This window comes from Modestobacter roseus (genome assembly GCF_007994135.1).
Classification (GTDB): domain Bacteria; phylum Actinomycetota; class Actinomycetes; order Mycobacteriales; family Geodermatophilaceae; genus Modestobacter; species Modestobacter roseus.
The window spans coordinates 4,191,408-4,206,222 of the sequence record NZ_VLKF01000001.1 but is presented as its reverse complement, the minus strand read 5'-3'; the positions used below and the strand labels follow the sequence as shown (position 1 = coordinate 4,206,222).

General features: G+C 73.9%; 12 protein-coding genes. 9 read left to right on the top strand and 3 right to left on the bottom strand.

The window, feature by feature from the left end; all coding sequences use genetic code 11:
- The first annotated feature begins 48 nt into the window (after window positions 1–48).
- The 7 genes from JD78_RS20085 to JD78_RS20055 all read left to right on the top strand — a co-directional run bounded on the left by JD78_RS20085 (window position 49) and on the right by JD78_RS20055 (window position 8,516).
- Window positions 49–1,425 (top strand): hemolysin family protein, encoded by a 1,377-nt coding sequence (locus tag JD78_RS20085; protein ID WP_153360338.1) that lies wholly within the window; start codon window positions 49–51, stop codon window positions 1,423–1,425.
- A complete protein-coding gene (locus tag JD78_RS20080) occupies window positions 1,422–2,513 on the top strand; it encodes a hemolysin family protein (RefSeq protein ID WP_153360336.1) in 1,092 nt (363 codons plus the stop codon). Before JD78_RS20085 ends, JD78_RS20080 begins: the two co-directional genes overlap by 4 nt.
- Window positions 2,514–2,517: 4 nt before the next feature.
- The gene (locus JD78_RS20075) at window positions 2,518–4,323 is read left to right on the top strand and encodes a S9 family peptidase (protein ID WP_153360334.1); all 1,806 of its coding nucleotides are present in this window, start codon (window positions 2,518–2,520) and stop codon (window positions 4,321–4,323) included.
- 156 nt (window positions 4,324–4,479) lie between these two features.
- The gene (locus JD78_RS20070; RefSeq protein ID WP_153360332.1) at window positions 4,480–5,514 is read left to right on the top strand and encodes an iron-siderophore ABC transporter substrate-binding protein; all 1,035 of its coding nucleotides are present in this window, start codon (window positions 4,480–4,482) and stop codon (window positions 5,512–5,514) included.
- A 50-nt stretch (window positions 5,515–5,564) separates the two neighbouring features.
- Window positions 5,565–6,554, top strand: coding sequence for a FecCD family ABC transporter permease (locus JD78_RS20065; protein WP_208104163.1), 990 nt, complete (start codon window positions 5,565–5,567; stop codon window positions 6,552–6,554).
- Window positions 6,551–7,603, top strand: a complete 1,053-nt coding sequence (locus tag JD78_RS20060; protein WP_153360330.1) for a FecCD family ABC transporter permease — start codon at window positions 6,551–6,553, stop codon at window positions 7,601–7,603. Before JD78_RS20065 ends, JD78_RS20060 begins: the two co-directional genes overlap by 4 nt.
- Window positions 7,604–7,682: 79 nt before the next feature.
- The gene (locus tag JD78_RS20055; protein WP_153360328.1) at window positions 7,683–8,516 is read left to right on the top strand and encodes an ABC transporter ATP-binding protein; all 834 of its coding nucleotides are present in this window, start codon (window positions 7,683–7,685) and stop codon (window positions 8,514–8,516) included.
- An 11-nt stretch (window positions 8,517–8,527) separates the two neighbouring features.
- Here the strand turns inward: JD78_RS20055 and JD78_RS20050 are convergent, their stop codons facing one another.
- Window positions 8,528–9,559 (bottom strand): aspartate-semialdehyde dehydrogenase, encoded by a 1,032-nt coding sequence (locus JD78_RS20050; protein ID WP_153360325.1) that lies wholly within the window; start codon window positions 9,557–9,559, stop codon window positions 8,528–8,530.
- Entirely contained in the window at window positions 9,556–10,824 is a 1,269-nt protein-coding gene (locus tag JD78_RS20045; RefSeq protein WP_153360323.1) for an aspartate kinase, read from the bottom strand. Before JD78_RS20045 ends, JD78_RS20050 begins: the two co-directional genes overlap by 4 nt.
- 395 nt (window positions 10,825–11,219) lie before the next feature.
- Between JD78_RS20045 and JD78_RS20040 the strand changes: the two genes are divergently transcribed.
- Together JD78_RS20040 and leuA are read left to right on the top strand one after the other, a co-directional pair.
- Entirely contained in the window at window positions 11,220–11,858 is a 639-nt protein-coding gene (locus JD78_RS20040) for a helix-turn-helix domain-containing protein (protein ID WP_166521353.1), read from the top strand.
- A gap of 204 nt (window positions 11,859–12,062) precedes the next feature.
- The gene (gene leuA / locus JD78_RS20035; RefSeq protein ID WP_153360319.1) at window positions 12,063–13,796 is read left to right on the top strand and encodes a 2-isopropylmalate synthase; all 1,734 of its coding nucleotides are present in this window, start codon (window positions 12,063–12,065) and stop codon (window positions 13,794–13,796) included.
- An 18-nt stretch (window positions 13,797–13,814) separates the two neighbouring features.
- Here leuA and JD78_RS20030 read toward each other — a convergent pair whose 3' ends face one another.
- On the bottom strand, window positions 13,815–14,765 hold the full coding sequence (locus JD78_RS20030; protein WP_153360317.1) for a serine hydrolase family protein: 951 nt from the start codon (window positions 14,763–14,765) through the stop codon (window positions 13,815–13,817).
- Window positions 14,766–14,815: the final 50 nt, after the last annotated feature.

Below are 14,815 nucleotides of genomic sequence, written 5' to 3'. Positions count from 1 at the left end.
ACACGGCACACCGTTTCCCGACCGGTTGCACAGGGCACCCACGTCCGGGTGACCGAATGGCTGCTCCTGCTGGCAGCCGTGCTGCTGACCGCGCTCACCGGGTTCTTCGTCGCGGCGGAGTTCTCCCTCACCACCGTCGACCGGGGCAAGGCCGCCGAGGCCGCCGAGGCCGGCACCCCGGGCGCCGCCGGCGTCGTCACGGCGCTGCGCGGGCTGTCCACCCAGCTGTCCGCGGCCCAGCTGGGCATCACGCTGACCACGCTGATCGTCGGGTTCCTCGCCGAGCCGGCGCTGGGCGGCCTGCTGGAGCCGGTGCTCGAGGCCGCCGGGCTGCCGGAGAGCACCACGACGCCGATCTCGATCGTGCTGGCCATCTTCCTGGCCACGTTCCTGCAGATGATCATCGGCGAGCTGGGCCCGAAGAACCTGGCGATCGCCCGCCCGCTGCCCACCGCGTCGGTCGTCGCCCCGGGGATGCGGCTGTTCACCACGGTGGCCGGTCCGGTCGTGCGCACCCTCCAGGGGCTGGCGAACGTGATCGTCCGCCGGCTGGGGTTCGAGCCGCGGGAGGAGCTCGACGACACCCGTGACGCCCAGGGGCTGGCCTCGGTCGCGCGGCGCTCCGCCGAGGAGGGCGACCTCTCCCCCGTCGCCGCCCGTCTGCTGGCCCGCTCCCTGGGGCTGCGCGAGAAGTTCGCCACCGACGTGATGACCCCGCGCACCCGGCTGTGGACGCTGAGCTCGGCGGCGACCGCGGCCGACGTCATCGACGCCGCCGTCCGCTCGGGTAACTCCCGCTTCCCGGTCTACGGCGCCGACCTCGACGAGGTCACCGGCGTGGTGCACGTCAAGCATGCCGTCGCCGTCCCCGCCGACGAGCGGCTCGAGCGCACCGCCGGGGAGCTGGCCGAGCCGGTGCTCGCCGTCCCGTCGTCGCTGCGCCTGGACCCGCTGCTGGACCTGCTGCGCGACCAGGGGCTGCAGCTGGCCCTGGTGGTCGACGAGTGGGGCGCCACCCACGGCATCGTCACCCTGGAGGACATCGTCGAGGAGCTGGTCGGGGAGATCACCGACGAGACCGACCGGCCGCTGCGCCAGCTGCGCCGCGAGGCGGACGACTGGCTGGTCTCCGGCCTGCTGCGCCCCGACGAGCTGCGGGAGCGCACCGGCATCGCCGTGCCCGAGGGCCGCTACGAGACCGTGGCCGGGTTCGTCGTCGAGCGGCTGGCCCATCTGCCCGAGGAGGGCGAGTCGGTGGAGATCGAGGGCTGGCGGCTCACCGTCGAGACGGTGGAGGGGCGACGCGTCGCCCGGCTGCGGGCCTCGCCCGCGCCGGTCCCGGACGACGGCTCCCCTGATGCCGACGTCGCACTGCCGGCCGGCGCCACCGCCGTCCGCCCCGAGCGAGAGGTGGCGCAGGCGTGAGCGACGGTCTGGCCCTGCTCGTCCTCGTCGTCCTGCTGCTGGGCAACGCCTTCTTCGTCGCCGCCGAGTTCGCCCTGGTCTCCGCCCGCGCCGACCAGATCGAGCCACGCGCGGAGGCCGGCTCGGTGCGGGCGCAGAAGACCCTGACCGCGATGCGCAACGTCAGCCAGATGATGGCCGGCGCCCAGCTCGGCATCACGCTGTGCTCGCTGGGCCTCGGCGCCGTCGGCGAGCCCGCCGTCGCGCACCTCATCGAGGCCCCGCTCGAGGCCGCCGGGGTGCCGGAGGCGCTGCTGCACCCGATCGCGCTGGTCATCGCGCTGTCCCTGGTCACCGTGCTGCACATGGTGCTGGGCGAGATGGTGCCCAAGAACATCACCATCGCCGGGCCGGACCGGGCGGCGATCGCCCTCGGGCCGCCGCTGGCCCTGCTGGTGCGGGTGCTCAAGCCCTTCATCTGGTTCTTCAACACCGTGGCCAACGGCTTCGTGCGGTTGTTCGGGGTCACCCCGACCGACGAGGTCTCGGCCAGCTTCGACGCCGGCGAGATCCGGTCGATGATCACCCAGTCCCGGCGGGAGGGCCTGCTGGGCACCGAGGTCAGCGAGCTGGCCGCCGGGGCGCTGACCTTCGAGCAGAACGACGCCCGGACGGTGCTGCTGCCGGTGGCGGACCTGGTCACCGTGCCGCGGTCGACCACCCCGCGTCAGCTGGAGGCGGTGGTGGCCGAGCACGGCTTCTCCCGCTACCCGATGAGCCGGCCCGACGGCGCGCTGGCCGGCTACGTGCACGTCAAGGACGTGCTGGACGCCGGGCCGTCGCACCGGGACCAGGCGATCCCCGACCGTGCCGTGAAGGCCTTCGTGCAGCTGGCGCCCGACGAGCCGCTGCCCGAGGTGCTGCAGACGATGCGGCGCAGCGGCGGGCACCTGGGTCTGGTGCGCGACGGCGACCGGGTGCTCGGCGTGGTGGCCCTGGAGGACGTGCTGGAGCAGCTGATCGGCGACGTCCGCGACGCGGCGGTGGAGGGCCCGGCTGCCGGCCGGTCTCCCGGCGCGGAGGCCGGCGCCGGCGCAGGGGGAAGATGACCCGGTGACCGCCGAGCCGAACACCGCCACTCCCGCCCCCGCGCTGCCGCCGGAGGTCACCGCCCGCTGGCAGGCCCGGTTCCGGGCGCCGCGGATCAGCCTGCCGGACTGGGCCGAGGACGCGCCGCACCGGAACGTCTACGCCTCCGACGTCAGCGGTGTCGTGGAGCAGTACGCCTGGGACCGGGAGACCGACGGCCACCGGCAGGTCACCGACCGGCCCAACGGCACGCTGGCGGCCACGATCAGCCCCGACGGCGAGCGGATCTGGTGGTTCGCCGACACCGACGGCGACGAGTTCGGCGTGTGGCGCGTCCAGCCCTTCGCCGGCGGCCCGGACGAGGTCGCCGTCCCCGAGGTCGGCCCGGCCTACCCGGCGGGTCTGGAGATCGGCCGCAGCGTCGTGGCCATCGGCCGCTCCACCGACGACGGCAGCGAGCTGTGGGTCGCACCGTCCGGTGGCTCGCCCGCGGTCTTCTACACCTCACCGGACCCGGCGTCGGTCGACGCGCTGTCCCGCGACGACGCGCTGCTCGTGTACTCGCACTCCGAGCACGGCGACCCGCGCTACCCCGCGCTGCGGGCGCTGCGCACCGGCGACCTGTCCGTGGTCGCCGAGAAGTGGGACGGCGAGGGCCGGGGGCTGCACGCGCTGAGCTTCTCCCCCGTCGCCGGCGACCAGCGGCTGCTGGTCGGGCACGAGCGCCGCGGCCGGGAGGAGCTGCTGATCTGGGACGTCGCCGCCGACACCGAGACCGAGCTGGTCCTGGACCTGCCCGGCGACGTGACCGCCGGCTGGTACCCCGACGGTTCGGCGCTGCTGGTCGGCCACGACCAGGCCGCGCGCAGCGAGCTGTACCGCTACGACCTGGCCAGCGGCGCCCTGACCCAGCTGGAGACCCCGCCGGGCGTCGTCCGCGGGGCCACCGTGCGGCCCGACGGCACGGTCGAGCTCGCCTGGTCCTCCTCGGCGCACCCGCCGGTGATCCGCCGGGCCGACGGCCCGGTGGTGCTCGCCGCGCCGGGCGAGGAGCCGCCGGCCGCGTACCCGGTGGAGGACCGCTGGGTGCCCGGCCCGGGTGGGGACGTGCACGCGTTGCTGGTCCGCCCGGCCGGCGAGGGCCCGCACGCCACCGCGTTCCTGGTGCACGGCGGGCCGGAGGCCCAGGACGACGACTCCTACCGCGCCCGGCGGGCGGCCTACGTCGACGCCGGGTACGCGGTGGTGCACGTGAACTACCGGGGCTCCACCGGCTACGGCAGCCAGTGGCGCGACGCGCTGACCGGCCGCCCCGGGCTGACCGAGCTCGAGGACGTCGCCGTGGTGTACGACGCGCTGGTCGCCGAGGGCGTGGTCGACCCGGCGCGGGCGATCCTGAGCGGCGGCTCGTGGGGCGGCTTCCTCACCCTGCTCGGGCTGGGCACCCAGCCGGAGCGCTGGGCCGCCGGCATCGCCGAGGTGCCGGTCGCGGACTACCTGGCCGCCTACGAGGACGAGATGGAAGGGCTGCGCGCCTACGACCGAGCCCTGTTCGGCGGGTCACCGGAGGAGGTCCGCGACGTCTACGTGCGGTCCTCGCCGATCACCTACGTCGACGCGGTCACCGCACCGGTCCTGGTGGTCGCCGGGGCCAACGACCCGCGCTGCCCCATCCGGCAGATCGACAACTACGTCGACGCGCTGACCGGGAGCGGGAAGGCCCACGAGGTGTACCGCTTCGACGCCGGCCACGGTTCGCTGGTCATCGAGGAGACGATCCGCCAGGTCGAGGTCGCGCTCGGCTTCGCGATGCGGCACGTCGCACCTTGATCGTGTGAGCGGTGTCACGGACCGTCCCGCAGGTCCGTGACCCGCCCGTGATCGACAGCGGACCGTAGTGCACCCTAAGTTCGGTTAGGCAAGCCTCATACGGCGAGCCGCCGACTGCGCCCCTCCCGGGCGCGGCCCCCGAACCGGAAGGACACCATGCGCCGCGCACCGCGACTCGTCGCGCTCACCACCGTCGCCCTGCTGACCGGCGGGCTCGCCGCCTGCGGGTCGGACTCCCCGGACACCGCCGCGGCCGGCCAGGGCGGGGACGGCGGGGACTTCACCCCGGTGACGATTGAGCACGCGTTCGGCACGACGACGCTGGACGAGAAGCCCGAGCGCGTGGCCACCGTGCAGTGGGCCAACCACGAGGTGCCGCTGGCCCTCGGCGTCGTCCCGGTCGGCATGGCCGCCGCCAACTTCGGTGACGACGACGGCAACGGCCTGCTCCCCTGGGTCGAGGAGCGGCTCGAGGAGCTGGACGCCGAGACGCCCGTGCTCTTCGACGAGACCGACGGCATCGACTTCGAGGCGGTCGCGGACACCGACCCCGACGTCATCCTCGCCGGCTACTCGGGCCTGACCCAGGAGGACTACGACACGCTCAGCGAGATCGCGCCGGTCGTCGCCTACCCGGAGGCCCCGTGGGCGACCCCGTGGCGGGAGATGATCGAGGTCAACTCCGCCGGCATGGGCATGGCCGCGGAGGGCGAGGAGCTGGTCGCCGACCTCGAGCAGGACATCGCCGACGCCGTGGCCGAGCACCCCGAGCTCGAGGGCGCGTCGGCCATGTTCCTCACCCACGTCGACACCACCGACCTCAGCGAGGTCAGCTTCTACACCCCCTACGACACCCGCAGCGCCTTCTTCGAGGACCTCGGGCTGACGACGCCGGCCAGCATCCAGGCCGCGTCGAACGACGAGACCCAGTTCTCCGGCACGGTCAGCGCCGAGCGGGTCGACCAGTTCAACGACGTCGACGTCATCGTGACCTACGGCGACCAGGCCCTGGTCGACGCCCTGAACGCCGACCCGCTGCTGTCGAAGATCCCCGCGGTGGCCAACGACTCGATCGTGCTGCTGCCCAACACCCCGCTGGGCACCGCGGCGAACCCGACCCCGCTGGCGATCAACTACGTGCTCGAGGACTACGTCTCGATGCTCGCCGAGGCCGCCGCCAAGGCGCCGTGACCTCGATCGGCACCCGTCCGGCACCGGACGCCGCACCCGTGCGGCGTCCGGTGCCGGTCCGTCTGCTGTGGTTGTCGGCGGTCACCGCCCTGCTGGTCCTGCTGATGGCCGCCTCGGTCGCGATCGGCTCCCGCGGGGTCGGCTGGTCCGACATCGTCGCCGCACTCGGCGGGTCGACGGACACCATCGAGCAGGCGGCGGTGACCAAGCGGATCCCGCGCACCGTCCTGGCGGTCGTCGTCGGTGCCGCGCTGGGCCTCTCCGGCGCCGTCATGCAGGGCGTCACCCGCAACCCGCTGGCCGACCCAGGGGTGCTCGGCATCAACATGGGCGCCTCGCTGGCGGTCGTGGCCGGGATCGCCTGGTTCGGCCTGTTCTCGGCGACCAGCATCGTCTGGACGGCGATCGTGGGCGCCGGCGTCGCCGCCGTCTTCGTCTACGTCGTCGGCTCGCTGGGCCGGGGCGGGGCGACCCCGCTCAAGCTGGCCCTCGCCGGGGCGGCGACCGCCGCTGCGCTCACCTCGTTCATCACCGCGGTGGCCCTGCCGCGCGGCGACATCGCCGAGAGCGTCGTGTCCTGGGAGATCGGCGGCGTCGGTGGCGCCACCTTCACCGGCATCGGCACCGTGGCACCGTTCCTCCTGGTGGGGCTGGCGATCAGCCTGCTGTCCGCCCGCAGCCTGAACTCCCTCGCGCTGGGCGACGAGCTCGCCGCCGGCCTCGGCGAGCGGGTCGCCCTCGTCCGCGGCGTGGCCGCGCTGGGGTCGGTCCTGCTGTGCGGTGCGGCCACCGCGGTCGCCGGGCCCATCGGGTTCGTCGGGCTCGTCGTCCCGCACCTGTGCCGCCTGCTGGTGGGCGTGGACCACCGCTGGCTGCTGCCCTTCTCCGCGCTCGCCGGCGCGTGCCTGCTCACTGGCGCCGACGTGCTCGGCCGGATCGTGGCCCGCCCGACCGAGCTGGACGTCGGCATCGTCACCGCGATCATCGGGGCCCCGTTCTTCATCGCGATCGTCCGCCGGCAGAAGGTGCGCGAGCTGTGACCGCCGTCCGCACGCCACCGCCCTCGACCGTCGACACCGTCGCCCGCGGGCGCGTCCGGCGCGCTGCCCGCCGGCGGCTGGTGGTCACCCTGCTCGCGCTCGCCGTCCTGGCCGCCTTCGCGGTGACCCTGATGGTGGGGCGGACCTTCTACCCGCCGGGGGACGTGCTCCGCGTCGTCCTCGGCGCCGACGTCCCCGGGGCGTCCTTCACGGTCGGGACGTTGCGGCTGCCGCGCGCCGTCCTCGCGGTGGTGGCCGGGCTCAGCTTCGGCCTGGCCGGCGTCACCTTCCAGACGATGCTGCGCAACCCGCTCGCCAGCCCCGACGTCATCGGCATCACCTCCGGTGCCAGCGCTGCGGCGGCCTTCGCGATCGTCATCCTGGGCTGGTCGGGCACGGCGGTGTCGGTCACCGCGATCGTGTCGGCGCTCGGGGTCGCCCTGCTGATCTACACCCTGGCGTTCAAGGACGGCGTCGCCGGCACCCGGCTGATCCTGATCGGCATCGGTGTCGCCGCCATGGGGACGAGCACCACCTCCTACGTGCTGTCGAAGGCCGGGGCGTGGGACTACGCGGAGACGCTGCGCTGGCTGACCGGCAGCCTCAACGGCAGCACCTGGGAGGCCACCGTGCCGGCCCTGGTCGCGCTGCTGGTCCTCGGGCCGGTCCTGCTGGTGCAGACCCGGGCACTGTCCGCGCTGCAGCTGGGTGACGACACCGCCTCCGCGCTGGGGTTCCGGGTGGAGCGCACGCGGGTCCTCGCGATCGTCGCCGCGGTCGGCCTGCTCGCCTTCGCCACCGCCGCATGTGGTCCGATCGCGTTCGTGTCGTTCCTGGCGGGGCCGATCGCGGCCCGGCTCGTGGGGCCGAACGGCTCGCTGCTGGTGCCCTCCGCGCTGGTCGGGGCGCTGCTCGTGCTCGTGGCCGACCTGTGCGGCCAGTACGCGTTCGACACCCGCTACCCGGTCGGTGTCGTCACCGGCGTGCTGGGCGCCCCGTACCTGATCTACCTGATCGTCCGCAGCAACCGCACCGGAGGTTCCCTGTGAGCGGAGAGGGACGCGAGCATCGCAGCGAGCGCCAGCGAGCGAGGAGCGGAACGCCCCGCCGGAGCGAACGGAGAGCACTGTGACCGCCACCCACTCACTGGCGGCCGAGGAACTCACGCTCGGCTACGGCGAGCGGACCGTCGTCGAGGGGCTGGACCTCGCCGTCCCGCCCGGGCGGATCACCGCGATCGTCGGCGCCAACGCCTGCGGCAAGTCCACCCTGCTGCGGTCGATGACCCGGCTGCTGGCCCCGCGCGCCGGCCGGGTGCTGCTCGACGGCAAGGCGGTGCACCGGATGCCCGCCAAGGAGCTGGCGCGCACCCTGGGTCTGCTGCCCCAGTCGCCGATCGCGCCGGAGGGGATCACCGCCGCCGACCTGATCGGCCGCGGCCGGAACCCCCACCAGGGTGTCTTCTCCCGCTGGAAGCCCGAGGACGACGCGGCGGTGGCCGCTGCGCTGGAGGCCACCCAGACCACCGAGCTCGCCGACCGCGCGGTGGACGAGCTCTCCGGCGGGCAGCGCCAGCGGGTGTGGATCGCGATGGCCCTGGCCCAGCAGACCGACCTGCTGCTGCTGGACGAGCCGACGACGTTCCTCGACGTGAGCCACCAGATCGAGGTGCTGGACCTGCTCACCGACCTCAACCGCGCACGCGGCACGACCGTCGTCATGGTGCTGCACGACCTCAACCTGGCCGCCCGCTACGCCGACCACCTGGTGGCGATGGCCGGGGGCCGGGTGCACGCCAGTGGCACGCCGGCGCAGGTGCTCACCGAGGAGTGCGTGCGCGCGGTGTTCGGCCTGGACAGCCGGGTCATCGAGGACCCGACGTCGGGCAAGCCGCTGATGCTGCCGCTGGGCCGGCACCACACCGACGCCGCCGGCCAGCGAGCGGACGCCGCCGCCGGCTGACCGGGGGCCGGTCAGCCGGCGGCGGCGATCAGCTCGGCGATCTGCACGGTGTTGAGCGCGGCGCCCTTGCGCAGGTTGTCGTTGCTGACGAACAGCGCCAGGCCGCGGTCGCCGTCCTGCCGGATGCGGCCGACGTAGCTGGGGTCGGTGCCGGCGGCCTGCAGCGGCGTCGGCACGTCGGCCAGCTGCACGCCGGGCGCGCCGGCCAGCAGCTCGGTCGCCCGGGCCACCGACAGCGGCTCGGCGAACTCGACGTTCAGCGACAGCGAGTGGCCGGTGAAGACCGGCACGCGCACGCAGGTGCCGGAGACCCGCAGCTCGGGGATGCCGAGGATCTTGCGGCTCTCGTTGCGGAGCTTCTGCTCCTCGTCGGTCTCGAAGGAGCCGTCGTCGACGACGGAGCCGGCCATCGGCAGCACGTTGAAGGCGATCGGGGCCACGTACTTCACCGGTGCGGGGAAGGTGACCGCCGAGCCGTCGTAGGCCAGCGCGTCGGCCTTGTCCACGACCGCCCTCACCTGGCCGTGCAGCTCCTCGACGCCGGCGACACCGCTGCCGGAGACCGCCTGGTAGGTGCTGGCCACGATGCGCACCAGCCCGGCCTCGTCGTGCAGCGGCTTGAGCACCGGCATCGCGGCCATCGTGGTGCAGTTCGGGTTGGCGATGATCCGGCCCTCGGCGGCGAGCGCGATGTCACCGGGGTTCACCTCGCTGCAGACCAGCGGGATCGCCGGGTCGCGGCGGAACGCGGAGCTGTTGTCGATGACGGTCACGCCGGCGGCGGCGAACCGCGGCGCCTGGGCCCGTGAGGTGGTGGCCCCGGCGGAGAACAGCGCGACGTCCAGCCCGGTCGGGTCGGCGGTGGCGGCGTCCTCGACGACGACCTCCCCGTCGCCCCAGGGCAGGGTGCGCCCGGCCGACCGGGCGGAGGCGAAGAACCGGATGGAGGCCAGCGGGAAGCCGCGCTCGGCCAGGATCGAGCGCATGGCGACGCCGACCTGACCGGTCGCGCCGACGATCCCCAGGTGCAGCGGGCGGCTCATCGTCCAGTCCCTCCGTAGACCACGGCCTCGGCCTGGTCGGAGCCCAGGTCGAAGGCGTCGTGCACCGCGCGGACGGCCAGGTCGACGTCGGTGTCGCGGCAGACCACGGAGATGCGGATCTCCGAGGTGCTGATCAGCTCCAGGTTCACGCCGGCGTCGGCGAGCGCGCCGAAGAACTTGGCCGAGACGCCGGGGTGCGAGCGCATCCCGGCGCCGACCAGGGAGACCTTGCCGATGTGCTGGTCGAAGCTGACGTCGGTGTAGCCGACGGTGTGCTTGACCCGCTCCAGGGCGGCCAGCGCGGTCGGGCCGTCGCTCACCGGCAGGGTGAAGGAGATGTCGGTCAGCTTGCTGGCCTGGGCCGAGACGTTCTGCACGATCATGTCGATGTTGACCTCGGCGTCGGCGAGCACGCGGAAGATCTGCGCGGCCTCGCCCGGGCGGTCGGGCACCCCGGAGACGGTGATCTTGCCCTCGCTCCGGTCGTGCGCGACGCCGGTGATGATCGCCTGTTCCACGGTGAGGTCCTCCATCGAGCCGGCCACGATCGTGCCGGGGAGCTGTGAGTAGGAGCTGCGCACGTGCACCGGGATGCCGTAGCGGCGGGCGTACTCGACGCAGCGGAGCATGAGCACCTTCGCCCCGGAGGCGGCGAGCTCGAGCATCTCCTCGTAGGTGATGGTCTCCAGCCGCTTGGCGTTGGGGACGATCCGCGGGTCGGCGGTGAAGACGCCGTCGACGTCGGTGTAGATCTCGCAGACGTCGGCCCGCAGCGCGGCCGCGACGGCGACGGCGGTCGTGTCGGACCCGCCGCGGCCCAGGGTGGTGACGTCCTTGGTGTCCTGGCTGACGCCCTGGAACCCGGCGACGATGACGATGGAGCCGTCGTCGAGGGCGTCCCGCAGGCGCCCGGGGGTGACGTCGATGATGCGGGCCCGGCCGTGGCTGGAGGTGGTGATCACCCCCGCCTGGGAGCCGGTGAACGACCGCGCCTCGTAGCCGTGCGTGGAGATGGCGATGGCCAGCAGCGCCATCGAGATCCGCTCGCCGGCGGTGAGCAGCATGTCCAGCTCGCGGCCCGGCGGGTTCTCGGTGATCTGGCTGGCCTGGTCCAGCAGTTCGTCGGTCGTGTCGCCCATGGCGGACACGACCACGACGACGTCGTCGCCGTTCTTCTTCGCCTCGACGATGCGCTCGGCGACGCGCTTGACGCGCTCGGCGTTCGCGACGGAGGAGCCTCCGTACTTCTGCACGACCAGGGCCACGAGGCAAGGCTACCGGCGCGCCACCCCGTCCCTGCGCCCGCACGGGCACCGGACGGCCTGCCGTGGTAGCCCGCCGCAAGCATTCCGGCGCACACTGTCGCCCGCCGCACGGACTCCCCGCCCGCCGAGCGCGGGCACGACATGTTCCGGACGGCGGGGCCCCCGAGCGCCAGACCTCCTGGTCGTCCTCCCCACCGGCCCCCGGTCGTCCGTTCCCGGCGCCCCCCGGTCGTCCGCTCCCGGAAGCTCGTGCTCTGACGTCCCCAGCGACTCAGAGCACGACTATGCGCAGAACACCTCTGTCCACAGAACACCTCTGTCCACAGAACACCTCTGTCCACAGAACACCTCGGCGCCCCCCCACCCCGCCCCGTCGCTGCGGCACCCTGCGCAGGGTGGACGACGACCAGCCGGCTGCCGGGCTGCTGCGCCGGCTGCGCCGCGAGGCAGACCTGTCGCAACGGGAACTCGCCCAGGCGACCGGGCTCACCCAAGCGCGCATCGCCCGCGTCGAGACCGGCCGGTCGGACCTGGGCGTGGGTGCGCTGGTCCGCATCGCCGCAGTCGCGGGAGCCCGGGTCGCGCTGTTGCACGCGGACGGCTCCGAACTCCCGCCGATGACCGGCGACGCGGCCACCGACCGGGCCGGGCGCCGGTTTCCCGCCCACCTCGACCTCCGGCACGGCGACGAGGACTGGTGGGCCGACGAGGTCCGGTACACCCGGCGCCGGCCGGAGTTCACCTTCGACCGCGACCGCTCGGTGCGCGACCGGGGGCGCGCGACACGGGGCACCGCCTCCGATCACCCGGTGCCGTACGCCGGGGACTCCCTCGCGGAGCGGGCCGTGGAACGGCGTAGGGCAGCGTTCCGCGCGGCCGCGGCTGAGCGGGAGCGCCGGCTGGCGGAGGGGTGGCGCCCACGCCCACTCCCCGAGCTGCTCTGCACCTGCCCGCCGGCCTGCGACGTCCTGCTGGCCGCCGGGGAACGGTGGGCCCACGTCGAGGAGTGCCCGTGCCGGTGCGACGTCGGCTGATCGACGCCCGGAGAGGTGCCGGGGAGGGGTGGCGCTGCTACCGTGGCCCACGTGCGCGGCAGCCTCCTCCTTACCCGCCGCGGCGAGGCCCTCTCCTAGGTCGGCCCCCTCGCCGCGGTGTTCGCGCGTCCCGGCGCCTGCTGACCTCCCCCGGAGCTGGTGCGCCGCCCGCACGCCTCAGCCCTCGCACCAGGAGACCTCCCGATGAGCGAGTCCCACCCGCACGCCCGCAACCCCCAGCGCCCCTCCGGGATGCCGATCGGCAAGTACGCGCCGTTCACCCCGGTACCGCTGCCCGACCGCACCTGGCCGGAGACGGTCACCACCCAGGCCCCGCGCTGGTGCGCGGTCGACCTGCGTGACGGCAACCAGGCCCTGATCGACCCGATGAGCCCCGAGCGCAAGCGGCGGATGTTCGAGCTGCTGGTCCGGATGGGCTACAAGGAGATCGAGGTCGGCTTCCCCGCGGCCAGCCAGACCGACTTCGACTTCATCCGCCAGCTGATCGAGGACGACGCCGTCCCCGACGACGTGACCATCCAGGTGCTCACGCAGTCCCGCGACGAGCTGATCGAGCGGACGTTCGACTCGCTGCGCGGCGCCCGCCAGGCGATCGTCCACCTGTACAACTCCACCTCCACGCTGCAGCGGCGGGTGGTCTTCAACTCCGACCGCGCCGGGATCACCGACATCGCCGTCCACGGTGCCCGGCTGGTGCGCAAGCTGGCCGAGCAGGCCGGCGACACCGAGATCCGGTTCGAGTACTCCCCCGAGTCGTTCACCGGCACCGAGCTGGAGTTCGCCGTCGAGGTCTGCAACGCCGTCACCGACGTGTGGGAGCCGACCGCCGACCGGCCGACCATCCTGAACCTGCCGGCGACGGTGGAGATGGCCGAGCCAACGGTCTACGCCGACCAGATCGAGTGGATGCACCGCAACCTGGGCCGCCGGGACGCCGTCGTGCTCTCCCTGCACCCGCACAACGACCGGGGCACCGCCGTGGCCGCTGCCGAGCTGGGCTACCGGGCCGGCGCCGACCGCATCGAGGGCTGCCTGTTCGGCAACGGGGAGCGGACCGGTAACGTCGACCTGGTGACCCTGGGGCTGAACCTGTTCAGCCAGGGCATCGACCCGCAGATCGACTTCTCCGACATCGACGAGATCCGCCGCACCGTCGAGTACTGCAACCAGCTCGGCGTGCACGAGCGGCACCCCTACGGCGGCGACCTGGTCTACACGGCCTTCTCCGGCTCCCACCAGGACGCGATCAACAAGGGCTTCACGGCGCTCGCCGCCGACGCCGCGGCCGCCGGGAAGAGCGTCGACGAGATCCCGTGGGCGGTGCCGTACCTGCCGATCGACCCGAAGGACGTCGGCCGCAGCTACGAGGCGGTCATCCGGGTGAACAGCCAGTCCGGCAAGGGCGGCGTGGCCTACATCATGAAGACCGAGAACCAGCTGGAGCTGCCGCGGCGACTGCAGATCGAGTTCAGCGCGGTCGTCCAGCGGCACACCGACGACGAGGGCGGCGAGGTCACCGCCCAGCAGATGTGGGCGGCGTTCAAGAACGAGTACCTGCCCGACGCCGACGCACCGTGGGGCCGGTTCTCCCTCGCCGGTCACGAGCACACCGCCTCCGGCGGCGGGCCCGACGAGATCCGGGTCGACCTGGTCGACGCGGGGGTGCCGGTCACCCTGCAGGGCCGGGGCAACGGCCCGATCGCCGCGTTCGTCGACGCGCTGCGCAGCGTCGACGTCGACGTCCGGGTGCTCGACTACGCCGAGCACGCCCTCTCGGCCGGCGGCGACGCCCGCGCCGCCTCCTACGTCGAGTGCGCCGTGGGCGAGCGGGTGCTGTGGGGCGTGGGCATCGACGCCAACATCGTGACCGCCTCGCTGCGGGCGATCGTCTCCGCGGTCAACCGCGCCCAGCGCTGACCCGGGCCGGCACGGCCGTCAAGCCGTGCCGGCCACCAGCGCCGCCGCGGCGTCGTCCACAGCCCGCCGGACCTGCGCCCAGGTCGCGTACGCCGGCGCCTCGGCCAGCAGGGCGACGACCCGGCCGTCGCCCAGCACCCCCACCGAGTGCAGGTGCCGCTGACCGGCCACGCAGCACATCCAGCCCTGCTTGACCGCCGCACCCGCCTCCGGCCCGGCCGCGAAGAAGCCGAAGCGCTGGTCGAACCCGTCGGCCGCGGTGCCAACGGCGCCGCGCATCCACAGCAGCAGCACGTGGCCCCCAGTCGCCCCGGGGTCCGCGCTGACCCGGCCGAGGAACCGCGCCACGTCGGCGGAGCTGGTCGACGCCTCACCCCACTGGCCGGGCACCTCCGGTGGGGCGGTGGCGGTCAGGCCGAACGCGGTCGCCGCGTCCCGGACCAGGCGGGCTCCGTCGTGGGCGTCCCAGAGCAGGCTCATCGCCCGGTCGTCGGAGACGGTGATCGCCCGCTCCATCCGCCCCGGGTCGGCCGGACCCAACGCGAGCTCGCCGGCCGCCGACCGGGCCAGCAGCTGCTGCACCACCAGCAGCTTGACCAGCGACGCGCTCGGCACCGACCGGTCGGCGGACGGGCTGGTCAGCAAGGTCCGCCCGTCCTCGTCGAGCACCACGGCGTCGAGCGACACGGCAGCGGGCGCCGCGATCTCCTCGAGCTCGGCCAGCACCCCGGCCCCGTCCACCCCGGCCTCGTCGGCCACCCGCGCCCCGGGCAGTGGGGGCTCGGGCGCGCTGGCGGCCGCGTCCCGCTCGAGCTGGCGCACCGGCACGTCCGGTGCCGCGACCGGCGCCGGCTCCTCCGCCCATCCGGCGGTGCACAGCACCGGGCTCACCAGTGCGACCACCGCCAGCAGAGCCACGACGGCCCCTGCCAGCGCGACGCGGATCCGCCGGGTCCGGGCATCTGTCATGTTCCGATGGTGCGCCACCTTGTTGCCCGGCGCAGGGTGGCGGTCGAAGG

Excerpts from the sequence above, each read along its gene's own strand:
- JD78_RS20070 (WP_153360332.1), top strand. The coding sequence starts at position 4,480 with ATGCGCCGCGCACCGCGACTCGTCGCGCTCACCACCGTCGCCCTGCTG.
- JD78_RS20050 (WP_153360325.1), bottom strand. The coding sequence starts at position 9,559 with ATGAGCCGCCCGCTGCACCTGGGGATCGTCGGCGCGACCGGTCAGGTC.
- leuA (WP_153360319.1), top strand. The coding sequence starts at position 12,063 with ATGAGCGAGTCCCACCCGCACGCCCGCAACCCCCAGCGCCCCTCCGGG.
- JD78_RS20030 (WP_153360317.1), bottom strand. The coding sequence starts at position 14,765 with ATGACAGATGCCCGGACCCGGCGGATCCGCGTCGCGCTGGCAGGGGCC.